This window comes from Streptomyces sp. NPDC053665 (assembly GCF_055585285.1).
The window spans coordinates 493,794-516,833 of record NZ_JBVJKK010000003.1 but is presented as its reverse complement, the minus strand read 5'-3'; the positions used below and the strand labels follow the sequence as shown (position 1 = coordinate 516,833).

Sequence of the window (23,040 nt, the reverse complement as noted above, 5' to 3'; positions counted from 1 at the left end):
TGTCACTCCGGCGCGCCGTGTCGACTTCACTGCGTGACTACCTCAGCACTGTAACCACGGCTCTGTGACCGGAGAACAGCGTTTGTGTAGCTGAGGAGCAACTGTCGTTGCACAAGACGCGTCATAACGGGGCAGGTTGAGCATCTTGCCGGTCGCCGTCGGTGTCCGGGGGCGGGCCGGGGCGGTGGGCCCAACGGGCCCGGAGTTGACGGTGGGCCTTCGTTTGGGCCCTGAGGCCCACGCCCCGGGCGGTGGTGCGTCCCTACGCTCGCGGTCCACGCAGAGGTGGTTCGCCGCGAGGAGGGGTGCCGTATGGCCGACGGGGGTGGCATACGGGCGTACGGACGCAGACCGGTCTTCGACGACCGCGGGGCGACCGGCACCGAGTACCTGGGGATGGTCGTCGTGAGCGCGGCGGTCGTGCTGGCGGTGTCGGCCACCGGGGTCGGGCAGCTGATCTACGACAGGATCGCCGCCCAGGTCTGCCGGGTCGCCGGGGGCGGTGACTGCGGCACGGGCGGCACGGGCCAGGGCAGGCCGCTGACCGACGCGGACTTCGAACCGGCGCTGTGCCAGGTCTCGTCGGTCACCGACAGGGCGGGCTCCAAGGCGAAGATCCTCTTCTGGGAGATCGGCAAGGAGTACGGCTTCCAGGAGCAGCGCCTGAAGGCGAAGACGGACGTGAACGGCGACGGCAAGGTCGACGACGGCGACCAGCTGGTGTACCTCACCTTCACGGACGCCGCCTCGGTCGCCGCCAAGAAGGACTTCAAGTCGGGCATGAAGGTGGGCCGGTTCGGCGCCGACAAGGTGGAGCTGGGGCTCGGCATCAAGGTCACCAACGGCGACACCTGGGTGTTCGAGAGCCCGGAGGAGGCCGAGCGGTTCCGCGACGACGTGGAGAAGCTCCAGATGTACGAGATGCGCCGGACCATGCCGGGCGGGGCGGAGGCGAGCCTCGGTGACGGCATCCTCTACCTCTTCGGCACGGGCCCCCTCAAGGACGAGGAGGACACCCAGAACCGGATCAAGGAGCACCTCGGCGACAACCGGAAGATCACCTACGGCAAGGTCGGCCTGGAGGCCTCGGCGTCGGCGGGCCTGAAGATCTCCGCGGGCGACGAGAAGAAGCTGAGCGCCGCCCTCGGCGGTTCCTTCAAGTACGCCCCCGAGGTGACCTGGACGGACAACGCCTACAAGAACACCAAGTCCTACACGTACGCCTCGTCCGTCGAGTACGGCTCGAAGGTGAGCTACGAGGCGGGCGCGCTCAGCGGCGAGTACACGGCCAACACGACGCTGACGGGCACCATCACGGTCACCTACGACAAGAAGACCGGCAAGCTGGTCCGCGTCGACATGACCCGCACGGTGGAGGAGGGCGGCCAGAAGGACGGCGCCAAGGCGGGCGGCGACAACGGCAAGAAGGACGGGGACAAGCGCGGCGGCAACGCCGGGGTGAAGGGCACCGACTCGCAGACGGGCATCGAGATCGTCACGAACACGCTCACCTTCGACCCCGGGCCGGCCGGCGACCGGGACCGGGCGGTCGCCGAGCAGTGGCTGGACAGCAGCAACGAGCAGATCGCGACGCCCTTCCAGTACATGTTCTCCGACCACGCGCCCACCGCCCGGCCGGGCGCCGACGACCTTTTCGGGCAGCTGATGTTCGACCAGGGCAGGTCGAGCCGGATGACGTACACCGGCGAGGTGAACGCGGCCGAGTACGGATTCGAGTTGAATCTGGGGCTCAGTCTGGGCATGACGATCAGCACGGAGAAGAAGGCGGAGACCCTGACCGGCGCCGAGTTCCTGGGGGCGCCCCACGGAGACGGCCGTTCCTATCTCCCCTACAGCTACTGCGCGAACTGACGAGACGGAGCACCTGCCGATGACGACCCGCCGCGCCTGCCTGGCCGCCGCCCTGCTGACGACCGCCCTGGCCCTCACCGGATGCGGGGACCCGGACCCGGGTGCGGGCTCCGTGCCCGACGGCTGGGGCACGCTGAGAACCAAGGGCGTCGACGTGTTCTACCCCGAGGGCTGGCAGAAGCAGAGCGCCGCCGAACGGGGCGGGCACAACGCGGCGGCCGCGGTGCGCACGGAGGGCGGCAGGAAGGCCGCGGTCCTCACCGTGCAACTGGGCTTCACCGAGGCCGGTTCGGCCGAGCAGGCCGCCATCGCGGCCGAGGCGGGCATCCAGATGGGTGCGAAGGTCGAGGGCCAGAAGGACGTCGACCTGGCCGGCACGGACGACGCCAGGCGGATCGATTTCTCCTTCGAGGCGACCGGTGAGGACGGGGGTCCCGCCAAGGGCACGCCGGTGAAGGGGGTCATCCTCACCGGTCTCGACTCGTCCGACACGGCGTTCGCCGTCCGCATCGACGCCCGGCGGGGCGCTCTGCCCGCCGGCGACCTGGACCGGATCATCGACTCGGTTCAGGTGCACTGACCGTGGAGGTGCCCGGCTCCGGCTACGTCGTCCCCGCGCTGCTCGTCGCGCTGTTCGGTGCACTGGCGTCGCGGTACGCCCGGCGGCTGGTGACGGTGGTGCGGGTGCTGCGGCGCGGCGCCCGCGCCGAGGGCAGCTGCGTCCGGGTGGAGACCGAGCCCTACGGCCGCTCCGACGCCCGGCGGCACGTCTTCGCCTTCCGTACGGCCGACGGGGACCGCGTCGAGTTCGAGGACCTGGCGGCCTGGTCGACGACGGAGGGCACCGCGGTCACCGTCACCTACGACCCGCGCGATCCCGCGGGCACGGCGACGGTCGCGGGCCGGGGCAGCTGGTCCCCGGTGCTCCAGGCGCTGGCGCTCACGCTGGGCTGCGGCCTGGGCGCCCTGGGCTTCGCCGTCCTGCTGTACGCCGAGATCTCCGGAGGCAACCCATGACGCTCGTCCGCTGCTGGGCCGTCGGCATCGTGGTGCTGGTGGTCGCCGAGTACCTCCAGATGACCCTGCTGCACGACCCTCTGGTCGGGCCCGAGGGGGTCGGCTCGTTCGGAGCGGCCGTGGCGCTGGTGCACCTGCCGAACCTGGTGTGCGTGGTGCTGGCGACCTGGGCGGCGGCGCGGGTGCACCCCGAGCCGTGGCGGGAGGTGCCCGCACGGCATCTGGCGGCGGCCTGCGCGGCTCCCGTGGCGGCGCAGCTGCTGCTGCTGGGCCTGCGGCCCGACGTGCTCGACCTCACCGGACCGGCGTTGTGGATGTCGACGGGCGTGCTGCTTGCGGGGTGCGCGGTGGGGCTGCTGCTCGACAGGTTGGTCTGGACCTCTTGACAGCCGCTTTGGTCTGGACCATTTTCTTGTCATGTCCCCACACAGATCCCTGCGGCTGTGGTCGGGTGCCCTCATGGCAGCCCTGGCCCTCACTGTCACGACCGTCGGCCAGGCCTCGGCCGCCGACGTCAACAACGCCAGGAACGCCGGCTTCGAGGCGGGCCTGAGCAACTGGACCTGCTCCGCGGGCAGCGGCACGACGGTCTCCTCCCCCGTGCACTCCGGGTCGGCCGCGCTCCAGGCCACCCCCTCGGGGCAGGACAACGCCCGGTGCAGTCAGACGGTGGCGGTGAAGCCCAACTCCACCTACACCCTGGGCGCCTGGGTCCGCGGCGGGTACGCCTACCTCGGTGTCTCCGGCACGGGCACGACGGACGTGTCGACCTGGAGCCCGGACTCCACCGCCTGGAAGCAGCTGTCGACGACGTTCAAGACCGGCGGTTCGACGACCTCGGTGACCGTCTACACCCACGGCTGGTACGGGCAGGCCGCCTACTATGCGGACGACGTGTCGGTCGTCGGCCCCGACGGGGGCGGCGGCACCGACCCGGGCCCCACCGTCCCCGCGGCACCGGCCGGCCTCACGGTCTCCGGCACCACGACCTCGTCGGTGTCCCTCGCCTGGAACACCGTCTCGGGCGCGACCGGCTACACCGTCTACCGCGACGGCACGAAGGTCACGGCCGTCTCCGGCACCTCCGCCACCGTGACCGGCCTCGCCGCCTCTACGGCCTACTCCTTCCAGGTCACGGCGACGAACGCGGCCGGTGAGTCGCCCAAGTCGGCGGCCGTCACGGCCACCACGAACAAGCCGAACGGGCCCGGTCCCGCCCTGCCGAAGCACGTGGTGACCGGCTACTGGCAGAACTTCAACAACGGTGCGGCCGTCCAGAGGATCTCCGACGTCCCCGGCCAGTACGACATCATCGCCGTCTCCTTCGCCGACGCCACCTCGACGCCCGGCGCCGTCACCTTCAACCTGGACACGGCGGGCCTGAACGGCTACACCGTCGACCAGTTCAAGGCGGACGTCCGGGCCAAGCAGGCGGCCGGCAAGAAGGTCATCATCTCCGTCGGCGGCGAACGCGGCACCGTCGCCGTCAACGACGCCACCTCGGCGGCCAACTTCGCCAACAGCGTCTACGCGGTGATGCAGGAGTACGGCTTCGACGGCGTCGACATCGACCTGGAGAACGGCCTCAACGCCACCTACATGACCCAGGCGCTGCGGTCGCTGTCGGCGAAGGCCGGACCGTCGCTGATCCTCACCATGGCCCCGCAGACGATCGACATGCAGTCGACGTCCAACGCGTACTTCCGCACCGCGCTGAACGTCAAGGACATCCTCACGGTCGTCAACATGCAGTACTACAACAGCGGTTCCATGCTCGGCTGCGACGGCAAGGTGTACAGCCAGGGCTCGGTCGACTTCCTCACGGCGCTGGCCTGCATCCAGCTGGAGAACGGCCTCGCGCCCTCCCAGGTGGGCCTCGGCGTCCCGGCCTCCACCCGCGGCGCGGGCAGCGGCTACGTGGCGCCGAGCGTGGTCAACAACGCCCTGGACTGCCTGACCAAGGCCGTCAACTGCGGCTCCTTCAAGCCGCCGCGGACCTACCCCGACCTGCGGGGCGCGATGACCTGGTCGACCAACTGGGACGCCACCGCGGGCAACGCCTGGTCCAACGCGGTCGGACCGCACGTGCACGCCCTGCCGTAGCACCCGCTCGGCACCAGCGACGGGGTGGAGGGGGCCGGTTCCCCTCCACCCCGTCGGTCCGTCGGTCCGTCGGTCCGCCCGGGACGGCTGCCGCGGCCGTCCGGCTAGAAGAAGTCGCCCCAGGGCTGGTCCCAGATCTGCTTCAGGCACAGCACCAGGAACAGCAGCCCGGCCACGGCCAGCATCACGTTGCTGAGCGGGCCGTTGCGCCACTCGCGCGGGGTGCGCGAGGTGTTGAGCAGCCAGATGAGCGTGCCGGCGAGGAACGGCATGAACGCCGCGCCCAGCACGCCGTAGATGATGACCAGGCGGAACGGCTGCCCCTCGAAGAGCAGGAGCATCGGCGGGAAGGTCAGCCACAGCAGATAGCCGCGGAAGGACCAGGAGCGTTCCCGCTCGCCCGAGGCGACCTCCTCGCCCTTGGCCTGGCCCTTGCCCGTCAGCCGGGCCACGAAGTCGGCGAACATCAGGCTCACGCCGTGCCACACGCCGATCAGCGAGGTGAAGGACGTGGCGAAGAAGCCGATGAGGAAGAACGTGGCCGTGGCCTCGCCGTACTGCTCCTCCAGGATGTCGCCGAGCTGGACCAGGCCCTTGTCGCCGCCGGCGATCGCCACGTTCGCCGAGTGCAGCAGCTCGGCGCCGACGAAGAGCATCGCGATGACGAAGACGCCGGTGGTGAGGTAGGCGACCCGGTTGTCCAGCCGCATGACCTTCATCCAGCCGGTGTTCGTCCAGCCCTTGGCGTTGACCCAGTAGCCGTACGCGGCGAGGGTGATGGTGCCGCCGACGCCGCCGATCAGGCCCAGGGTGTTGAGGATCGAGTCCTTCTCGTCCGGCAGGACGGGCAGCAGACCGGCGAAGGCGTCCGCGAGGTTCGGCGTGACCCGGACGGCCAGGTACACCGTCACCACGAACATGACGCCGACCAGGATGGTCATGACCTTCTCGAACACCGCGTACTTGTTGAACCAGACGAAGACCAGCCCGACCAGCCCGCAGGCGATGCCCCACCACTTCAGGTCCATCACGCCCGGGAAGAGCGCCTGCAACGGGAGCGCGCTGGAGGACATCGCCGCCGCCCCGTACACGAAGCCCCACACCACGACGTAGACCGCGAAGAACCAGGTCGTCCAGCGGCCCAGGCTCGCCCAGCCGTCGAAGAGGGTGCGGCCGGTGGACAGGTGCCAGCGGCCCGCCGCCTCGGCCAGGGAGATCTTCACCAGACAGCCGATGATCGCGGCCCACAGCAGGGTGTAGCCGAAGTTGCTGCCCGCGATCAGGGTGGCGACGAGGTCGCCGGCGCCGACACCGGTCGCCGCGACGACGATGCCCGGGCCGATGTACTTCCAGCCGGCTTTACGGGGTTGTGGGGGGTGGGTGGCCTGGTTCTCCGTGGTGTCAGCCATGCAGATCAAGAAACCGCATGGCGCCGCGGCCGACAAGAGGGCGGTGGCCGTCCGGCTCGGGGGCGCGGGGAACGGCGCGAGCACCGCATCCGGTGAGCGGTCCGGCACCGGACCGAGGCGGCACGCCGGACCGCCTCGGCCCGGCCCGGTGGGGCGTCACGGCTGCCGCCCGCCGCAGCCGTCCGCACGGCACGTGCCGAGTTCGAACCACACGGTCTTGCCCGGCCCGTCCCGGTGGCAGCCCCAGCGCCGGGCCAGCGCGTCCACCAGGAACATCCCGCGGCCGCTCTCCCCGGTGCCCGCCTCCACGACCCGGGGCACCCGCCGCTCGGTGTCGGCGACCTCGCAGCGCAGGACGCCGTGTGCGGCGGTGAGCGTGAGCCGGAAGGGAGTCCCGGCGTGCACCAGTGCGTTGGTGGCCAGCTCGCCGACGAGCAGCTCCGCCACGTCCACGACCTCGCCGCGCTCGTCGAGGCCCCAGTCCTCCAGTGCCCTGCGCACCTCCGCGCGCGCCTCGCGGACGGTGACGGGCCCGGGGGCGTACTCGACGCTGAGGTGGCCCGCTCCCAGGGGCGGCTGGGGGAACGGGCCGTGGTGGGCGTCGGGGTCCGGGACGGGGCACCCGGAGAGTTGCAGCATGCCTCCAGGGTGATCCCCGGGTACGTCCGGGCGCAGGGGGAGGACTACCCGTTCCCGTACCTGCTCGCGCAGGTGGGGGGCCTACGCGTACTGCAGGCGGACCGTGGCGCCGTCGCTGTCGTCGCGGATGTCCACGTACGCGCAGACCTGGCGCGCGTACCACAGGCCGGGTGCCGCTTCGCCGCCGTCGGCCGGGGGCGGGACGAATCCGGCGAGCGGGTCGTCGACGCGGCGTGCGGAGCGCAGTTCGCACACGCACGCGGGCGCCTCGCCCCACACCAGGGCGGCACCGTCGAGGGGCGCCAGGGCGGCGGCGGTCTCCGCCACGGCGGCGGCGAACAGTTCGGCCTCCGCGGCGGGCAGGCCCCGCCCCTCGGCCCAGCTCCGCACGGCCGCCGCGTCCGGCCCGGCCGGGAGGGTCCGGGCCCCGGCCGGGGGCAGCGGCAGGGGGACGGCGTCGAGTTCGGCCGCGATCCGCTCCGGCTCCCGGTACACCCCTGTGCCCGGGTGGGCGCGCAGGGCCGCGGCGACGACGGCGGGCCCGGCGGTGCGGGTGTCGTAGGCGCACAGCGCCGTCGTGGCCAGGGGCGCGAACAGCAGGTTGGCGAGGGCCTCGTAGCGGATCCACTCGGTGGTCTCGCGCGCCGACCGTCCGGCGCGGCCGCTCCACACCGGCTCCATGAGCAGGTGGATGCCGCCGCCCGGACCGGCGTGCGCGGTGAGGTAGCCGGCGGCCTGGGCGACCGCGTTGGCGGCGGATCCGGTGTACCAGTCGGTGTGCCGGATGCGGACGACGTCGTCGGCGTCGCCGCCGAGCGCGCCGCGCAGCAGGTCCAAGTGGTGCGGGGCGGCGATGGCCACGGGCGGGGGTTCGCCGGGGGCGGCGAGCCCTTCGGCCAGGAAGGGCAGGGCGGCGGCGAGGAAGGCGTCGTCGGAGCCGAAGACGGTGATGCGGTGGTCGAACGGGGCGGGTCGTCCGTCGGTCATGCGATCTCCTCGGGGTGGGTGCGGATGGAGGTGGGCGGCGGGTCAGCGCCGGGCCGCCACCCAGGCGGCGATCTGGCTGCGGTTGCTGAACCCGAGCTTGCCGAGGATGCGTTCCACGTGGCCCTCGGCGGTGCGGCGGGCGATCACCAGGCGGTCGGCGATCTGCTGGTTGGCGAGTCCTTCGGCGACGAGCCGGGCGACCTCGTCCTCGCGGCGGGTGAGCCGGGCCGCGCGGCCGTCCTGCGCGGGTTGCGGCGCGTCGGGCCCGCCGGGGCGGGGGCGGCCGGGCTCCTGGAGCGCGTGGCCGGTGAGGTCGGCCAGGGTGAGGCCGCCGCCGTGCCGGTGGGCCCGGTCGAACGCCTCCTGCCCCAGGGCCCGGCAGGCCAGCTCCTCGCTGCGCCCGCGCGCGGAGTTGAGGGCGCGCGAGCCCCAGCGGCCGGCGTGGATGCCGGACCAGAGGCGGTCGGCGCCGCCCAGCAGCACGGCGGTGCGCTCGTGGGCGCCGCGTTCGGCCGCGACGGAGGCGAGCAGGTCGAGGGTGAGGGCCATGCCGATGACGTCGTGGACGGCGGCTTTCAGCCGCAGCGCCTCACGGGCGTGCCGCTCGGCCCGGGCCCAGTCGCCGCGCACGGTGTGCGCCAGGGCGAGCATGCGCGTCACGTACGAGCGCACCCACTGCTCGCCGTGCCGCTCGCAGAGCCGCAGGGCCCGCTCGCAGACGTCCACGGCCCGGTCGGCCTCGCCCAGGAAGCCCAGCGCGCAGGCCAGTTCGACCTGGTCGAGGCCTACGAGACTGAGGTGCTGGCCGGGCACCGGGCCGCGGGCGACGGTCGCCTCGAAGTGGGTCAGCGCCCCGGGCAGGTCGTCGCCGAACAGCTGGATGACGCCGATGACGTACTCGGCGTGCGCGGCCTCGGGGGCGTCACCCAGGGCGCGGGCCAGGGCGAGGGCGTCGGCGGCGTGCCGGCGGCCCCGGGGGAGGTCCTGCGTGGCGGCGGCGAGCAGACCGGCCACCCACAGGCCGCGGGCCCGCTCCCGGGTCGGCTCGGGGCAGGCGGCGAGGGCGCGGTCGAGCCAGTGAAGGCCCTCGCGGGAGGCGCCGCAGGCGTGCCAGTAGAACCAGAGCGTGCCCGCGAGGCGCAGTCCGGCGAGGGCCTCGCCGGGTGCGGTCAGGCTGAAGTCCAGTGCCGCGCGCAGGGCGTCCCGGTCGGCGCGCAGCCGGGCGACGGCCTCCGGCTGGCCGGGCCCGAACCACGCCCGCTCGTACGCCTCGACCCGCCGCAGGACGTGGTCGCGTTGCCGCCGCCGGGCGGCCTCCTCCTCCCCCGGGACCCGCCGCAACTGCTCCAGCCCGTACTCCCGCAGGGTGTCGAGCATCCGGTAGCGCACCCCGCCGGGCCCCGTCTCCCGCTCCAGCACGGACTTGTCCACGAGGCCGGCCAGGGCGTCCAGGACGTCGTCCGCACGCAGGAAGTCCCGACGGGGCCCGGCACGCCGGTTCTCCGCGTCCCGGGGGCCGGACACGGACGGCGCCGGGTGCCCGGACGGCGGCTCGGCCACGGGCGGCACGAGAGGGCGGAACAGCGACCCCGCGCCGGTCCCGGCCCCCACAACGAGTACCGGGCCCGGCCCGGGCGGCGCGTCCGGGCGGGGCAACGGCTCCGGCCCGGGCGACCACACGGGCGGCCCGTCCGGGCGGGGCAATGGCTCCGGCCCGCGCGGCCACACGGGCGGCGACACGGAGGGCCCGTCCGGGCCGGGCAATGGCTCCGGCACGGGCGGCGTCACGGGTGGGGCGTCCGCGCATACCGTCTCCGCGGTCTCCGCGTCGAACGTGCCCGCCAGGACCGACAGGCGGGCCCACGCCAGCCGCTCCGGGCCGGTGCACAGGTCGTGGCTCCAGGCGACCGCCGCGCGCAGGGTCTGGTGGCGGGGCTGGCCCGCGGGGCTGCCGGTGGTCAGGACGCGGTAGCGGTCGTCGAGGCGGGCCAGCAGCTGCTCGGCGTCGAGCACGCGCATGCGGACGGCGGCGAGTTCGATGGCGAGGGGCAGACCGTCCAGCCGGCGGCACAGGCGGGCCACGGCCGCCCGGTTGGCGGGGGTGAGGCGGAAGCCGGGGACGACGGCGGCGGCCCGGTCGGCGAAGAGGGTGAGGGCCGGGTAGCCCTCGGCGGCCGACAGGTCGCCGTCGGGATCGGGCACCGGCAGCGGACGCACCTCCATCAGATGCTCCTCGGTGAGCCCGAGCCGGTGCCGGCTGGTGGCGAGGATCCGGACACCCTCGGCACCGCGCAGCAGCGCCGCCGCCAGCCGGGCGCAGGCGGCCGCCAGGTGCTCGCAGTTGTCCAGGACCAGGAGCAGCCGCCGCTCGCGCACCTGCTCCACCAGGGCGTCCGGCTGCGGCCGGCTGGAGTGGTCGTGCAGCCCGAGCGCGTCGGCGACGGCGAGCGGGACGAGGTCCGGGTCGTGCAGGCCGGAGAGGTGCACGATCCGGACGCCGTCCGGGAAGGCCCGCCGTACCCGGGCCGCGAGGCGCGCGGCCAGCCGGGTCTTGCCGACGCCGCCCGGCCCGGTCAGCGTCACCAGCCGTGCGCGGGCCAGCAGTTCGCGGCCCTCGGTCAGTTCGCCACGCCGGTCGACGAAGCTGGTCGTCTCGGCCGGCAGGGAATGCTCCCGTCGTGGCGCTGATCCGCCCATGATCAGCCAGTCCTTCGGGGGTGTGGTCCCGGGGTCCGGTCGTCCCGGCTCCCCTTGCGCGAGCCCCCACCCTCTCCCGGTCACGGGTCGATAGGCTCGCGCGGATCACACCCCCGGGTGCACTTGCGCCGCTCCTCCCCCACCACCACACCGCACGCGTACACTGCGCGGCCGCTTTCAGTCTTGACCTGCTCATGCCATTGGCAGAACGATGTGCGCCACCCGCACCACGCACGTCGCACGGAACAACCCCACCTCCCACCAGGAGATTTCATGCGACTTCGCACGTCAGGACCGGGCGCCGGCAGACGCACCGCCGCGCTCGCCACCCTCCTCGCCCTCGCCCTCGCGGCTCCCCTCTACGGGACGACCTCCGACGCCACCGCCGACAGCGCACCGAAGGCCGCCTCCTCGGCCGACGACATCCGGCAGTACGAGGTCCACCTGCACGCGACGGCCGAGGACCGCACGGCGCTCCAGCGCACCGGCGTGAGCGTCGACGAGGCCGACAGCCACGGTGTCGTGGTCTCCGGCCGCGCCGACCAGATCAGGAGACTGCGCGCCCAGGGCTACGAGGTCACCCCGCTCGGGGCGGTGCCCGACCGGTCGGCGGGCAAGGACGACGTCCGGCTCTTCGACTTCCCGTCGGGCGACTCGAAGTACCACAACTACGCGGAGATGACGAGCGAGATCAACGCGATCGTCGCCACCAACCCCTCCATCGCGAGCCAGCGCGTCATCGGCACCTCGTACCAGGGCCGCAACATCGTCGCCGTCAAGATCAGCGACAACGTGGCCGCGGACGAGTCCGAGCCGGAGGTCCTGTTCACCCACCACCAGCACGCTCGTGAGCACCTGACGGTCGAGATGGCGCTCTACCTGCTGCGCGAGCTGACCTCCGGCTACGGATCCGACTCCCGCGTCACCAGCATGGTGAACAACCGCGAGATCTGGATCGTCCCGGACATCAACCCGGACGGCGGCGAGTACGACATCGCCACCGGCTCCTACCGCTCCTGGCGCAAGAACCGCCAGCCCAACTCCGGTTCGTCCTACGTCGGCACGGACCTGAACCGCAACTGGAACTACCGCTGGGGCTGCTGCGGCGGCTCCTCCGGCTCGACGTCCTCGGAGACCTACCGGGGCCGGGCGGCGGAGTCCGCGCCCGAGGTGAAGGTCGTGGCCGACTTCGTGCGCAGCAGGGTCGTCGGCGGTGAGCAGCAGATCACGGCCGGGGTGGACTTCCACACCTACAGCGAACTGGTGCTGTGGCCGTTCGGCTACACGTACTCGGACACCACGACCGGCATGACCGCGGACGACAACGCGGCGTTCAAGGCGGTCGGGCGGAAGATGGCCGCGAGCAACGGCTACACGGCGGAGCAGTCCAGCGACCTCTACATCACGGACGGGTCGATCGACGACTACCTCTGGGGGACGCACAAGATCTTCGCGTACACCTTCGAGATGTACCCCCGGTCCGGTGGGGGTGGGTTCTACCCGCCCGACGAGGTGATCGAGCGGGAGACCTCCCGCAACCGCGACGCGGTCCTGCAGTTGCTGGAGAACGCCGACTGCATGTACAGGTCCATCGGGAAGGAAGCCCAGTACTGCAGCTGAGGTGCGCGGTTCCTCGCGCCCCTTACTCGGCGTTCTCCTCGAAGTAGGCGTCCAGGACCGCGTCCAACTGCTCGTCCCACTCCTTGAAGTGGCTCCTGGCCGGCGCCTCGATCTCGATCGGGTACCAGCGCCGGTCAGGGGTGTGGACGGTGACGGTGTACCGCTTGCCGAAGCGGGCCGTCTCCGTCTCCACCGCGCCGATCTCGTCCCAGCGGAACTCGCACTCCTGGTCGTCCAGGCAGAGGCGAACTCCCCTGTGGTCGGCGGTCATCCGCGCGCGGCGGTCGGACGCCTCGAACACGGGCCCGCCGGACACGGTGTCCTCCTCCGGCCCGGAGGAGGACACCGTGTCCGTCTCCTCCGGCCCGGCGGCGGCCGCCTCGGCGTCCTCGGCCTGCTCCGCCTCGGCCGTCTCGGGTTCGTCCACCGGCTCGCCGTCCTTCGCCCGTGGGGACGCGGGTGACGTGAGCCCGGGGATGAAGGCCGGATCGAATCCGGCGCCTTCCAGGGGCTGGCTGCTCGAACCTATGCGCTGCTCCACAGCCCAGCAGTATGGTCGACAAACCTGTGTGGCACACAGTCGGACCCGACTTCGTTATCAGACCCCTACACGAACAGGCTCAGCACCGCCGCGACCGCGAACCCGGCGAGCGACAGCACGCTCTCCAGCACCGTCCACGACTTGAGCGTGTCGCGCTCGCTGATACCGAAGTACTTGGCCACCATCCAGAATCCGCCGTCGTTGACGTGCGAGGCGAAGATGGAACCGGCGCTGATGGCCATGATGACCAGGGCGACGAACGCCTGGGAGTGGTCGCCCTCGGACAGCAGCGGCGCGACGATGCCGGCCGTCGTCACGATCGCCACCGTCGCCGAGCCCTGGGCGACGCGCAGCACGACGGAGATCAGGTAGGACAGCACGATCACCGGCAGGCCGACGCCGTGGAACGTGTCCGACAGGGCCTGGGCCACGCCGCTCGCCTTGAGGACGGCGCCGAAGACGCCGCCCGCGCCGACCACCAGCAGGATGTTGCCGACCGGCTTGAGGGACGCGGTGGACACCGTCTCCAGGGACTTGCGGGACCAGCCGCGGCGGATCCCGAGCAGGTAGTAGGCGAGCAACAGGGCGATCGTCAGCGCCACGAACGGGTGGCCGAAGAACTCGATCACCGAGCGGAGCGTGGAGGGCTCCAGGGCGATCGAGGAGAAGGTGGCGGCGAGGATGAGCACCAGGGGCGTGCCGATGATGCCGAGGACCGTGCCGAGGGGGACCGGGTCCTCGCGCGGCTCCACCCCGGCGGCGCGCTGCTCGTCCACGACGGCCTGCCTGGCCTCCTGCGCCGCGTCGACCATGTCCTGCGGCACGGCGACGAAGACGCGCCGGCCGATCCACGCGGCGTAGCCCCACGCGGCCACCACGGCGGGCAGACCGCAGACGATGCCCATGAGGATGACCCAGCCGAGGTCGACGTGGAGGAGGCCGGCGGCGGCGACCGGGCCGGGGTGCGGCGGCAGGAAGGCGTGTGTCACGGACAGACCCGCGAGCAGGGGCAGGCAGTAGAGCAGGATCGATTTGCCCGACCGCTTGGCGGCGGCGTAGACGATCGGGGCCAGGACGAAGATGCCGACGTCGAAGAAGACCGGGATGCCGAAGATCAGGCCCGTCAGGCCCATGGCGAGCGGGGCGCGCTTCTCGCCGAACAGGCCGAGCAGACGGCTCGCCAGCACCTGGGCGCCGCCGCTGACTTCGAGGATCGCGCCGAGCATGGTGCCCAGGCCGATGATGATGGCGACATGGCCGAGGATCCCGCCCATACCGGACTCGATGGTGGAGACGGCGTCCGACTTCTGGACGGTGCCGAAGAGTTCGGTGACGGACAGGCCGGCCGCGAGGCCGACGGCTATGGAGACCGCCAGCAGGGCGACGAAGGGCTGGAGCCTCGTCCTGATGATGAGGAAGAGCAGCAGTGCGATGCCGAGCGCGGCGGTGAGCAGGAGCCCGGCGGTGCCGTCGACGAGGAGGAGCAGTCCTCCGGTGTGCGGCGGGGCTTCGGCGGGGGCGGACGCGGCGAGCGGATGGGACATACGGGGGTCCTCTGCGTAAGGGCATGCAGCTTCTGGGTAGGGGGGAGCGCGGCGCGGCGCATCGAAGGCGCCGCGCCTCGGGGAAGGCGGGGTGGGGGTGGGTCAGCCGAGGACGGCCAGCGCGTCGATCTCGACGAGGAGACCCGCGGGCAGGCCGACGTAGACGGTCGTGCGCGCGGCGGGCGGCTGGGTCAGCCCCTGCTCCGCGAAGTACGCGTCGTAGATCCCGTTGAACTCGGGGAAGTGGGCCACGTCCGTCAGGTAGACGCGGATCATCATCACGTCGTCCCAGGAGGCGCCGCCCTCCTCCAGGATGGCCTTGACGTTGGCGAGGGTCTGGAGGGTCTGCTCGCGCAGGGCCGGGCCGGCGGGCGTGGGCGCCTTGCCCTCCTCGGCGGGCAGGAAGCCGACCTGCCCGGCGACCTGGAGGATGTTGCCCTTCCTCACCCCGTGGGAGAACCGGGCCGGCGGGGTGGTGTGGGTCTTCGGGGTGAGTGCGATCTTGTCGGTCATGCGGTGGTGGTGCCCTTCACTGGTGTTCTGCCGGAGTACTCCCCGCTGATGGCGTCGGCCGTGCGGCGCACCAGCGGCAGGAGGGTGAGGAGTTCGTCGGCGGTGACGACGACGTTCGGCGCGGAGACCGACATGGCGGCGACGACCCGGCCGTCGGCGCCGCGGATGGGCGCCGCGACGCAGTTGATGGACTCCTCGTGGCCGCCGAGGTCGGTGGCCCAGCCCTGTTCGCGCACCTTCTCCAGCTCGCGCAGGAACGCGCCGGCGTGGGGGGTCGAACGGGACGTGTAGGAGGGGTAGTCGAGCTTCTCGGCGACGGCCCGCCGCTCGTGCTCGGGCAGGTCGGCCAGCAGCAGCTTGGCGACCGCGGCGACGGTGATGGCGACCGGCTTGCCGATCCGCGAGTACATGCGCACCGGGTAGCGGCTGTCGACCTTGTCGATGTAGAGGACCTCGTTCTCCTCGTACACGGCGAGGTGCACGGTGTGCCCGCAGGTCTCGTTGAGGCGGACCAGGTGGGGGTGGGCGATCTCGCGGACGTCGAGGTTCTCCATGGCCTCCTGGGCGAGGGCGAACAGCCGGGCGCCCAGCCGGTAGCGCTGGTCGGACTGGCGGTAGACCAGGCCGTGCTCGTGCAGGGTGCGCAGCAGGCGCAGCGCCGTGGACTTGTGCACGCCGAGGCGGTCGGCGACCTGCCCCAGGTCGGCGGGGCCCTCGGCGAGCAGCGGCAGGATGCTGAGCGCGCGGTCGACGGTCTGGCTCATGACGGACGTACCTCCTCGTCGGCCCGCTGTGTCTCCTCGGTCCAGCCCGGGCCGAGTCGCAGTCTCCCCCATGCGTCGTCGTCCAGGGCGGCGAGGCGGTCGGCGTGGTCCCGGGCGGGCGGGGCGGCGAGGTCGCCGGGGGCGGTGAGCGCGGCGGCGGCCGTCAGGTGCCCGTGGCGCAGCCGGTCCCGTACGGGCAGCCGGCGCAGGGTGGCGGACAGGAACCCGGCGGCGAAGGCGTCCCCGGCGCCGACGGCGGCGACGACGTCGACCCGGGGGGCGCGCACGCGTGTGGTGTCCCCGCCGAGGGCGACGGCGCCGTCCGCACCCAGCTTGACGACCACCAGGGCGGGCTCGGGCAGCGCGGCCCGGATGGCGGCCGCCCCGCTCAGGCCCCAGGCGTCGAGGGCCTCGTCGGCGCCGACGAAGACGACGTCCGCGCGGCGGGCCAGGTCGAGCAGCACCCGCGCCCGGTCCGGTTCGGCCCACAGCCCCGGGCGGTGGTTGACGTCGAAGGAGACGAGCGGGCGTTCCGTTCCCGGCTCGGTCAGTTCCCACAGCAGGTCGAGGCAGGTTCCGGACAGGGCCGCCGTGATCCCGGACAGGTGCAGGACGCGTCCGGCGCGGGCCGCCGCCAGGTCGACCGTGGCGGTGGACATGGCCGAGGCGGCCGAGCCGGCCCGGTAGTAGGCGACCTCGTGGGCGTCGTCCGCGCGGTCGCCCGCGGTGCGGAAGTAGATGCCGGTCGGGCGGGCCGGGTCGCGCCGCACGGACGCGACGTCGACGCCGTACCCGCCGATCTCCGCGACGAGGTGGTCTCCGAAGCCGTCGGCGCCCACGGCGCTGACCCACCGGGTGGAGTGGCCCGCTGCCGCCAGCACGCACGCCACGTTGGACTCCGCGCCGCCGATCCCGCGGTCGAAGGACGGCACGTCGGCGAGGCGGCCCGGCCGGGAGGGCAGGAACGTGACCATGGACTCGCCGAGCGCGACGACGTCCACGACGTCGGGGGCGTTGCAGGGTCCGGTGGGGGTCACGATGCTCGTAGCTCCTCGGTGGTCCGGTGGATGGCTGATCCATTGACCGGGGGTGGCCGAGATGTTAGACAGCGTTGAGCGCTATACGCAATGAATGTTGCAAGCAATGCAACACTGCTGATCAGGAGGGTTCATGCCAGCCGACACCGCAGCCGAGTCCCTCGCCCGGCTGGCCGCCGAGCGGGTCGACCACCGCTTCAAGGGGCTTCCGCCGGACGCCGACGGGCTGACCGTCGGCGAGCTGGCCGCCCAGCGCCGCAACCTCTTCACGGACGGGTTCGCCACCCCCGTGCTCGCGCTGTCCGCGGAGCGGCTGGAGCACAACCTGGAGCTCATGGAGACCTACGCGGCCCGGCACGGCCTGGCCTTCGCCCCGCACGGCAAGACCTCCATGGCACCCCAGCTGTTCCAGCGGCAGCTCGAGCACGGGGCGTGGGGCATCACGCTCGCCGTGCCGCACCAGGTGCGGGTCGCGCGGGCGTTCGGGGTCCGGCGGGTGTTCCTGGCCAACGAGCTGGTCGACGCGGCGGCCCTGCGGTGGATCGCCGCCGAGCTGGACGCCGACCCGGACTTCCGGTTCGTCTGCTACGTCGACTCGGTGCGCGGCGTGGAGCTGATGGACGCCGCCCTGCGGGACGCCGGCGCCACCCGCCCGGTGGACGTCGTCGTCGAGCTCGCCGCCGGTGAGGGCGCCCGCACCGGCGTCCGCACCGAGACCGGGTGCGCGGCGGTCGCGGACGCGGTGGCCGCCACGCGGACCCTGCGCCTGGCCGGCGTCGCGGGCTACGAGGGCGAGGTGCCGAAGGCCGACACCGAGCGGGTGACGGCGTGGCTGCGGCGGCTGGTCGCGCTGGCCGCCGACTTCGACAGGGCCGGGCGGTTCACGGGCCTGGACGAGATCGTGGTCAGCGCGGGCGGCAGCGCCTGGTTCGACGCGGTCGCCGACGTGTTCGCTCAGATCCCCGAACTGACCTCGCCGGTGCTGAAGTTGCTCCGCTCGGGCGCGTACGTCTCGCACGACGACGGCCACTACCGCAAGCTCACCCCGTTCAACCGGGTCCCCGAGGAGGGCGCCCTGGAGCCCGCGTTCCGCCTGTGGGCCCAGGTGGTGTCGCGGCCCTCCGCGGAGCAGGCCTTCCTCAACGCGGGCAAGCGGGACGCCGCCCACGACCTCGACCTGCCCGTCGCCCAGGTGCTGCGCCGCGAGGGCGCCGAGCGCCCCGCCACCGGCGTCACGGTCACGGCCCTGTCCGACCAGCACGCCTGGCTGAGCACCACGCCGGAGGCGGACCTGGAGGTCGGCGACTGGGTCGGGCTCGGGCTGTCCCACCCGTGCACCTCGTTCGACAAGTGGCAGCTGATCCCCGTCGCCGAGGCCGACGGCACGGTCGTCGACTACGTGCGCACGTTCTTCTAGGAGGTCGGCGGCGATGGAAGAGCTCGTCATCCGGGACGCCGACGTCGTCGACGGCTCCGGCGCGGACGCCTACCGGGCCGACGTCGTGATCGACGGCGGCCGGATCGCGGCGATCGTCAAGGAGGCCGCGGCGGCCGGCTGCCAGCGGCCGAGGGCCCGCCGGGAACTGGACGCCGAGGGGCTGGTCCTCTCCCCCGGCTTCGTCGACATGCACGCCCACAGCGACCTGGCGCTGCTGCGCGACCCCGACCACAGCGCCAAGGCCGCCCAGGGCGTCACCCTGGAGGTCATCGGCCAGGACGGCCTGTCGTACGCGCCGGTCGACGACCGTACGCTCGGCGAGGTGCGCCGGGCGATCGCCGGGTGGAACGGCCCCGGGGACGACATCGACTTCGACTGGCGCACGGTCGGCGAGTACCTCGACCGGCTGGACCGCGGGATCGCCGTCAACGCGGCCTACCTGATCCCGCAGGGCACGGTCCGGGCACTCGCCGTCGGCTGGGAGGACCGGCCGGCCACCCCGCGGGAGCTGGAGCGGATGCGGCAGCTGGTGGCCGAGGGCATGGAGCAGGGCGCCGTCGGCATGTCGTCGGGACTGACGTACACGCCGGGCATGTACGCGCGGGACGCCGAACTGACCGAGCTGTGCCGGGTGGTGGCGTCCTACGGCGGCTACTACTGCCCGCACCACCGCTCCTACGGCGCGGGCGCCCTGGAGGCCTACCGGGAGATGGTCGCGCTGACCCGGGAGGCGGGCTGTGCGCTGCATCTCGCCCACGCCACCATGAACTTCGGCGTGAACAAGGGCCGGGCGCCCGAGCTGCTGGCCCTGCTGGACCGGGCCCTCGCGGACGGCGCGGACATCAGCCTCGACACCTATCCCTACACCCCCGGCTGCACCACCCTCGCGGCCGTCCTGCCGAGCTGGGCGAGCGAGGGCGGCCCGGAGAAGACCCTCGGGCGGCTGGCGGACGACGCCACCGCCGAGCGCATCCGCCACCACCTGGAGGTCGTCGGCTCCGACGGCTGCCACGGCGTGCCCGTCGAGTGGGACACCATCGAGATCTCCGGCGTGAACGACCCGGCCCTGGCCCCGTTCGTCGGCCGGACGGTGGAGGAGTCCGCGGCGCTGCGGGGCGAGGAGCCGTGGGTGACGGCGCGGGGCCTGCTGCTGGCGGACCGGCTGGCCCCGACGATCCTCCAGCACGTGGGCCACGAGGAGAACGTCCGGGAGATCATGCGCCACCGGGTGCACACCGGCGGCTCGGACGGCATCCTCCAGGGCGCCAAGCCGCATCCGCGCGCCTACGGCACCTTCCCGCACTACCTCGGGCACTACGTGCGGGAGTTGGGAGTGCTGACGCTGGAGGAGTGCGTCGCGCACCTCACCTCGCGCCCGGCCGCGCGGCTGCGCCTGCCCGACCGGGGCCTGGTCCGTGAGGGGTACGTGGCCGACCTGGTGCTGTTCGACCCGGCGACGGTGGCGGCGGGCTCGACGTTCGCCGCGCCGCGCACCCTGCCGACGGGCATTCCGTACGTCCTGGTGGACGGCCGGTTCGTGATCGAGGACGGCCGGCGCACGGACGTGCTGGCGGGCCGGGCGGTGCGCGGGACTCCCCCCGCGTGACCGCCCGGCCGGCCCCTTCCCTACGGCTTGGGCAGGGTGCAGCCGCTCGCGCTCAGGTCGAGCTTGCTGTCGATGCCGAAGCAGGCGGGGATCCCGTAGGTCTGCTGGGCGTAGTTGATGCCCTGGCGGACCGTCACGTTGCCGCCTGCGTCGACCTCGCACGGGTTGTTCACCGTGCAGCGCTCACCGTCCTCGTTGCCGGTGTTGTTGATGGCGACGACCTTGTTGGTGGCCTGGTCGACGACGGGCGAGCCGGACGTGCCGCCGATGGTGTTGCAGGCGGAGGTGTAGCGGACCGAGTCCTTCCAGGTCCAGCCGCCCTCCTTGAGCGTGGGCACGAACCCGTCGATGGTGCAGCTGTAGATCCGCTTCCAGTACCCGGAGGGGATGCTGATGGCGGTGCCGGCGACCGGGTGGGCGTCGTTCAGCGTCAGCGCGTCGATCCCGTACGCGCTCTTGATGCGCCCGTAGGTGGTGCTGAGCTGGTACAGCGCGACGTCCGTGTCGGTCATCGTGCCGTAGGCGAGCTTCGCGGCGCGCAGGGTGGCGACGCGCGAGCCGGAGGCGTTGAGCAGGCTGAACGTACGGCTGGACGACCGGTCGACGAGCACCTGTCCGGGGCTGGGGAAGCCGGACTCCAGGCAGTGGCCGTTGGTCATCACCAGCGCCGGGTCGTCGCTCTCGGAGTCCGGCATGCGCACCACGGAGCCGGAGCAGTTGCTGAGCGCGACGGTGCCGGCGAAGGTGACGGCCTGGGCCGACGGCCGGGTGAGCCCGGACAGCGCCTGCCCGACGGACGCGACCACGTCCGACACGGCAGACGTGGCCGGGCCCGCGTCCGCGGCCTTGCCGACGCCCGTGGGGGCGACGTCGGCGGCGGTCGCGGGAGCCGCGCCGGCCCCGGCTATCGCCAGGGCGAGGAACGCGGCGGCGAGAGGTTTTCTCATGGGGGGTCCCCTCTTGCGACGGAGGCGGCCGGAGATCCTCCGGCCGCCCGCACTGTTGTCATGTGCATTGTCATCGTCGCAAGGGGTCCGCACAAGAACCTGTTCCACGACCGGAACGGCAGGTTCCGTCGCAGGGCGTCCCAACCGGCCTTTCCGGCCGATTACTTGGGCCCCTTCGTCCCGCCCGGTCCGCGCCCCGGTTTCCCGCCGGACCGGCCGGGGCCCGCGGACGCGACCGTGGGCGAGGGGTCCTCCGGAGCCCCGGTCGCCGTGCCGCCGGACGCGGGCGGAGCGCCGTCGGTGGCGGACGGGGCCGGGTCCGCACCCGCGACGCGGGCGGGACTCGCGGACGCGGACGTGGACGGCCCGCCGGACGCGTCCGGGCCGTCCGGCGCATCGGTGAGCGGGACGGCAGGCGGCACGGACGCGGTGCCGGTGGCCGAGGCCGCCGGGGACTCCTGCGCGGTCGGAGCCGTGCGCCCGCCCTGACCGCCCCGCGTCCCGCCGGAGGGCGAACCGGACGGGGAGGACCCGCCCACGGCGGCGACCAGGGCGACCACGGCGGCCACCGCCACGGCGCCCACGGCGCCGACCACCACCGGACGGCGCGCGGCTGTCCGCCGGGGCTTGCGCCGGGACCCGCCCCCCGCGCCCGGACGGCGCCGCGACGGTCCGGCGGACGGCTCCCGGGACCCGTCCGCACCGCCGGGAAGCCCGTCGGCAGGGGCGCCGTCCGCGCCACCGCCCGCGGCCGAGGCGGCTCCCCCGGCGCCGTAGCCGTCCTGCCAGCCGTGCGCGGCCGCCGGATCCGCGTAGGCCTCGTACACGGGGCGCGCGGCGCCGCGCGGCAGATAGACGGGCGGCGGCCCCGGCGGGCCGCCGCCCGTCGCTCCATCGGCGTACTCGAACTGCTCGGGCATGGCGGCGCATTCTAGGGACCGAAGGCGCTGGTGGGACAGCGCGCGGCGATATCCCACCAAAGCGCCCCGTCTCACGTGGCGGAAAACACGACCCGCCCCGCGTTACCGGGCCGTAAGCTCCCTGCATGCAGGTGATCCAGTCGACCAAGCTCGCCAACGTCTGTTACGAGATCCGGGGCCCGGTGCTCGAGGAGGCGATGCGGCTGGAAGCGGCCGGCCACAAGATCCTCAAGCTGAACACCGGCAACCCGGCGGCGTTCGGCTTCGAGTGCCCGCCGGAGATCCTGGAGGACATCCTCCGCAACGTCTCCTCGGCGCACGGCTACGGGGACGCCAAGGGCCTGCTGGCCGCGCGCCGCGCCGTCGTCATGCACAACCAGACCCTCGGCATCGAGACGGACGTCGAGCACGTCTTCATCGGCAACGGCGTCTCCGAGCTGATCGTGATGGCGATGCAGGGCCTGCTGGACGACGGCGACGAGGTGCTCGTCCCGGCCCCGGACTACCCGCTGTGGACGGCGGCCGTCTCCCTCTCCGGCGGCACGGCGGTCCACTACCGCTGCGACGAGCAGTCCGACTGGATGCCGGATCTCGCCGACATCGAGCGCAAGGTCACCGACCGCACCAAGGCCCTCGTCATCATCAACCCGAACAACCCGACGGGCGCGGTCTACGACGAGGCGATGATCAAGGGCCTGACCGACATCGCCCGCCGCCACAACCTGCTGGTCTGCTCCGACGAGATCTACGACAAGATCCTGTACGACGAGGCCGTGCACACCCCGACCGCCAAGGTCGCCCCCGACCTGCTGACCCTCACCTTCAACGGCATGTCGAAGGCGTACCGGGTGGCCGGCTACCGGGTCGGGTGGATGTCGATCTCGGGGCCCCGCGCGCACGCCGACTCCTACATCGAGGGCCTGACGATCCTGGCGAACATGCGCCTGTGCGCCAACATGCCGGGACAGCACGGGGTCGTCGCCGCGCTCAGCGGACGCCAGACGATCAACGACCTGGTCCTGCCGGGCGGGCGGCTGCGCGAGCAGCGGGACGTGGCCTACGAGATGCTGACGCAGATCCCGGGGGTGAGCTGCGTGAAGCCGAAGGGGGCGCTGTACCTCTTCCCGCGCCTGGACCCGAAGGTCTTCAAGATCAAGGACGACCGCCGGATGGTGCTCGACCTGCTCCGGCGCGAGAAGATCATGGTCGTGCAGGGCACGGGCTTCAACTGGCCCGAGCCGGACCACTTCCGGGTGGTGACCCTGCCGACGGTCGGGGACCTGCGCGACGCGGTGAGCCGGATCGGCCACTTCCTGGACGGCTACGGCCAGACCTGACCCCGCCGCCTTTTCCGGCCGACCACCTGTTCACCGTATGTGTACAGGC

20 protein-coding genes are annotated in these 23,040 nt (G+C 72.8%); 9 read left to right on the top strand and 11 right to left on the bottom strand.

Annotated elements, in window-relative coordinates; translation table 11 throughout:
* Nucleotides 1-312: 312 nt before the first annotated feature.
* Genes ACZ6ZN_RS15320 through ACZ6ZN_RS15300 form a run of 5 tightly spaced genes read left to right on the top strand, consistent with a single transcriptional unit; the run spans nucleotide 313 to nucleotide 4,992 of the window.
* A complete protein-coding gene (locus ACZ6ZN_RS15320; RefSeq protein ID WP_469646412.1) occupies nucleotides 313-1,872 on the top strand; it encodes a hypothetical protein in 1,560 nt (519 codons plus the stop codon).
* A 19-nt stretch (nucleotides 1,873-1,891) separates the two neighbouring features.
* Nucleotides 1,892-2,452 carry a hypothetical protein gene (locus ACZ6ZN_RS15315; protein ID WP_469646410.1) on the top strand — a complete coding sequence of 187 codons (561 nt, stop codon included), beginning with the start codon at nucleotides 1,892-1,894 and terminating at the stop codon, nucleotides 2,450-2,452.
* 2 nt (nucleotides 2,453-2,454) lie between these two features.
* Nucleotides 2,455-2,889, top strand: coding sequence for a DUF3592 domain-containing protein (locus ACZ6ZN_RS15310; protein WP_451877754.1), 435 nt, complete (start codon nucleotides 2,455-2,457; stop codon nucleotides 2,887-2,889).
* A complete protein-coding gene (locus ACZ6ZN_RS15305; RefSeq protein WP_451877755.1) occupies nucleotides 2,886-3,275 on the top strand; it encodes a hypothetical protein in 390 nt (129 codons plus the stop codon). The genes ACZ6ZN_RS15310 and ACZ6ZN_RS15305 overlap by 4 nt, the downstream gene beginning before the upstream one ends.
* Before the next feature lie 31 nt (nucleotides 3,276-3,306).
* Nucleotides 3,307-4,992 (top strand): chitinase, encoded by a 1,686-nt coding sequence (locus ACZ6ZN_RS15300; protein WP_469646405.1) that lies wholly within the window; start codon nucleotides 3,307-3,309, stop codon nucleotides 4,990-4,992.
* Nucleotides 4,993-5,096: 104 nt separating this feature from the next.
* Here ACZ6ZN_RS15300 and ACZ6ZN_RS15295 read toward each other — a convergent pair whose 3' ends face one another.
* The 4 genes from ACZ6ZN_RS15295 to ACZ6ZN_RS15280 form a co-directional block, all read right to left on the bottom strand.
* Nucleotides 5,097-6,401, bottom strand: a complete 1,305-nt coding sequence (locus ACZ6ZN_RS15295; protein WP_469646403.1) for an Nramp family divalent metal transporter — start codon at nucleotides 6,399-6,401, stop codon at nucleotides 5,097-5,099.
* A gap of 156 nt (nucleotides 6,402-6,557) precedes the next feature.
* The gene (locus ACZ6ZN_RS15290; protein ID WP_398106811.1) at nucleotides 6,558-7,040 is read right to left on the bottom strand and encodes an ATP-binding protein; all 483 of its coding nucleotides are present in this window, start codon (nucleotides 7,038-7,040) and stop codon (nucleotides 6,558-6,560) included.
* Between the two features lie 81 nt (nucleotides 7,041-7,121).
* Nucleotides 7,122-8,027, bottom strand: coding sequence for an anti-sigma factor RsbA family regulatory protein (locus ACZ6ZN_RS15285; RefSeq protein ID WP_469646400.1), 906 nt, complete (start codon nucleotides 8,025-8,027; stop codon nucleotides 7,122-7,124).
* A gap of 42 nt (nucleotides 8,028-8,069) precedes the next feature.
* Nucleotides 8,070-10,724 carry an ATP-binding protein gene (locus ACZ6ZN_RS15280; RefSeq protein WP_469646397.1) on the bottom strand — a complete coding sequence of 885 codons (2,655 nt, stop codon included), beginning with the start codon at nucleotides 10,722-10,724 and terminating at the stop codon, nucleotides 8,070-8,072.
* Between the two features lie 273 nt (nucleotides 10,725-10,997).
* On the opposite strand from ACZ6ZN_RS15280, the gene ACZ6ZN_RS15275 reads away from it, so the two are divergent.
* Nucleotides 10,998-12,344, top strand: coding sequence for a M14 family metallopeptidase (locus ACZ6ZN_RS15275; protein WP_469646394.1), 1,347 nt, complete (start codon nucleotides 10,998-11,000; stop codon nucleotides 12,342-12,344).
* Between the two features lie 22 nt (nucleotides 12,345-12,366).
* Here ACZ6ZN_RS15275 and ACZ6ZN_RS15270 read toward each other — a convergent pair whose 3' ends face one another.
* The 5 genes from ACZ6ZN_RS15270 to ACZ6ZN_RS15250 all read right to left on the bottom strand — a co-directional run bounded on the left by ACZ6ZN_RS15270 (nucleotide 12,367) and on the right by ACZ6ZN_RS15250 (nucleotide 16,743).
* Nucleotides 12,367-12,885, bottom strand: coding sequence for a hypothetical protein (locus ACZ6ZN_RS15270; RefSeq protein WP_469646391.1), 519 nt, complete (start codon nucleotides 12,883-12,885; stop codon nucleotides 12,367-12,369).
* A gap of 65 nt (nucleotides 12,886-12,950) precedes the next feature.
* Nucleotides 12,951-14,429, bottom strand: coding sequence for a GntP family permease (locus ACZ6ZN_RS15265; RefSeq protein ID WP_469646389.1), 1,479 nt, complete (start codon nucleotides 14,427-14,429; stop codon nucleotides 12,951-12,953).
* A gap of 102 nt (nucleotides 14,430-14,531) precedes the next feature.
* The gene (locus ACZ6ZN_RS15260; protein WP_398106817.1) at nucleotides 14,532-14,942 is read right to left on the bottom strand and encodes a RidA family protein; all 411 of its coding nucleotides are present in this window, start codon (nucleotides 14,940-14,942) and stop codon (nucleotides 14,532-14,534) included.
* Nucleotides 14,939-15,706: an IclR family transcriptional regulator gene (locus ACZ6ZN_RS15255; RefSeq protein WP_469646385.1), complete on the bottom strand. Its 768-nt coding sequence runs from the start codon at nucleotides 15,704-15,706 to the stop codon at nucleotides 14,939-14,941. Before ACZ6ZN_RS15255 ends, ACZ6ZN_RS15260 begins: the two co-directional genes overlap by 4 nt.
* Complete coding sequence (locus ACZ6ZN_RS15250) at nucleotides 15,703-16,743, bottom strand: sugar kinase (RefSeq protein ID WP_469646383.1); 1,041 nt, start codon at nucleotides 16,741-16,743, stop codon at nucleotides 15,703-15,705. The genes ACZ6ZN_RS15255 and ACZ6ZN_RS15250 overlap by 4 nt, the downstream gene beginning before the upstream one ends.
* A 133-nt stretch (nucleotides 16,744-16,876) precedes the next feature.
* On the opposite strand from ACZ6ZN_RS15250, the gene ACZ6ZN_RS15245 reads away from it, so the two are divergent.
* Nucleotides 16,877-18,160, top strand: a complete 1,284-nt coding sequence (locus tag ACZ6ZN_RS15245) for an amino acid deaminase (RefSeq protein ID WP_469646380.1) — start codon at nucleotides 16,877-16,879, stop codon at nucleotides 18,158-18,160.
* Between the two features lie 13 nt (nucleotides 18,161-18,173).
* On the top strand, nucleotides 18,174-19,787 hold the full coding sequence (locus ACZ6ZN_RS15240) for an N-acyl-D-amino-acid deacylase family protein (protein WP_469646377.1): 1,614 nt from the start codon (nucleotides 18,174-18,176) through the stop codon (nucleotides 19,785-19,787).
* Nucleotides 19,788-19,807: 20 nt separating this feature from the next.
* On the opposite strand, the gene ACZ6ZN_RS15235 is transcribed toward ACZ6ZN_RS15240, so the two are convergent.
* Both ACZ6ZN_RS15235 and ACZ6ZN_RS15230 read right to left on the bottom strand, forming a co-directional pair.
* Nucleotides 19,808-20,734 (bottom strand): S1 family peptidase, encoded by a 927-nt coding sequence (locus tag ACZ6ZN_RS15235; protein ID WP_469646374.1) that lies wholly within the window; start codon nucleotides 20,732-20,734, stop codon nucleotides 19,808-19,810.
* Between the two features lie 161 nt (nucleotides 20,735-20,895).
* Nucleotides 20,896-21,654 (bottom strand): hypothetical protein, encoded by a 759-nt coding sequence (locus ACZ6ZN_RS15230; protein ID WP_469646372.1) that lies wholly within the window; start codon nucleotides 21,652-21,654, stop codon nucleotides 20,896-20,898.
* Nucleotides 21,655-21,779: 125 nt separating this feature from the next.
* Between ACZ6ZN_RS15230 and ACZ6ZN_RS15225 the strand changes: the two genes are divergently transcribed.
* Complete coding sequence (locus ACZ6ZN_RS15225) at nucleotides 21,780-22,991, top strand: pyridoxal phosphate-dependent aminotransferase (RefSeq protein WP_398106824.1); 1,212 nt, start codon at nucleotides 21,780-21,782, stop codon at nucleotides 22,989-22,991.
* The last annotated feature ends 49 nt before the right edge of the window (nucleotides 22,992-23,040 follow it).

What these genes read in the sequence shown, in the direction of transcription:
- ACZ6ZN_RS15320 (WP_469646412.1), top strand. Translation starts at nt 313, where the DNA reads ATGGCCGACGGGGGTGGCATACGGGCGTACGGACGCAGACCGGTCTTC.
- ACZ6ZN_RS15315 (WP_469646410.1), top strand. Translation starts at nt 1,892, where the DNA reads ATGACGACCCGCCGCGCCTGCCTGGCCGCCGCCCTGCTGACGACCGCC.
- ACZ6ZN_RS15305 (WP_451877755.1), top strand. Translation starts at nt 2,886, where the DNA reads ATGACGCTCGTCCGCTGCTGGGCCGTCGGCATCGTGGTGCTGGTGGTC.
- ACZ6ZN_RS15300 (WP_469646405.1), top strand. Translation starts at nt 3,307, where the DNA reads ATGTCCCCACACAGATCCCTGCGGCTGTGGTCGGGTGCCCTCATGGCA.
- ACZ6ZN_RS15295 (WP_469646403.1), bottom strand. Translation starts at nt 6,401, where the DNA reads ATGGCTGACACCACGGAGAACCAGGCCACCCACCCCCCACAACCCCGT.
- ACZ6ZN_RS15290 (WP_398106811.1), bottom strand. Translation starts at nt 7,040, where the DNA reads ATGCTGCAACTCTCCGGGTGCCCCGTCCCGGACCCCGACGCCCACCAC.
- ACZ6ZN_RS15285 (WP_469646400.1), bottom strand. Translation starts at nt 8,027, where the DNA reads ATGACCGACGGACGACCCGCCCCGTTCGACCACCGCATCACCGTCTTC.
- ACZ6ZN_RS15280 (WP_469646397.1), bottom strand. Translation starts at nt 10,724, where the DNA reads ATGGGCGGATCAGCGCCACGACGGGAGCATTCCCTGCCGGCCGAGACG.
- ACZ6ZN_RS15275 (WP_469646394.1), top strand. Translation starts at nt 10,998, where the DNA reads ATGCGACTTCGCACGTCAGGACCGGGCGCCGGCAGACGCACCGCCGCG.
- ACZ6ZN_RS15265 (WP_469646389.1), bottom strand. Translation starts at nt 14,429, where the DNA reads ATGTCCCATCCGCTCGCCGCGTCCGCCCCCGCCGAAGCCCCGCCGCAC.
- ACZ6ZN_RS15260 (WP_398106817.1), bottom strand. Translation starts at nt 14,942, where the DNA reads ATGACCGACAAGATCGCACTCACCCCGAAGACCCACACCACCCCGCCG.
- ACZ6ZN_RS15255 (WP_469646385.1), bottom strand. Translation starts at nt 15,706, where the DNA reads ATGAGCCAGACCGTCGACCGCGCGCTCAGCATCCTGCCGCTGCTCGCC.
- ACZ6ZN_RS15245 (WP_469646380.1), top strand. Translation starts at nt 16,877, where the DNA reads ATGCCAGCCGACACCGCAGCCGAGTCCCTCGCCCGGCTGGCCGCCGAG.
- ACZ6ZN_RS15240 (WP_469646377.1), top strand. Translation starts at nt 18,174, where the DNA reads ATGGAAGAGCTCGTCATCCGGGACGCCGACGTCGTCGACGGCTCCGGC.
- ACZ6ZN_RS15235 (WP_469646374.1), bottom strand. Translation starts at nt 20,734, where the DNA reads ATGAGAAAACCTCTCGCCGCCGCGTTCCTCGCCCTGGCGATAGCCGGG.
- ACZ6ZN_RS15230 (WP_469646372.1), bottom strand. Translation starts at nt 21,654, where the DNA reads ATGCCCGAGCAGTTCGAGTACGCCGATGGAGCGACGGGCGGCGGCCCG.
- ACZ6ZN_RS15225 (WP_398106824.1), top strand. Translation starts at nt 21,780, where the DNA reads ATGCAGGTGATCCAGTCGACCAAGCTCGCCAACGTCTGTTACGAGATC.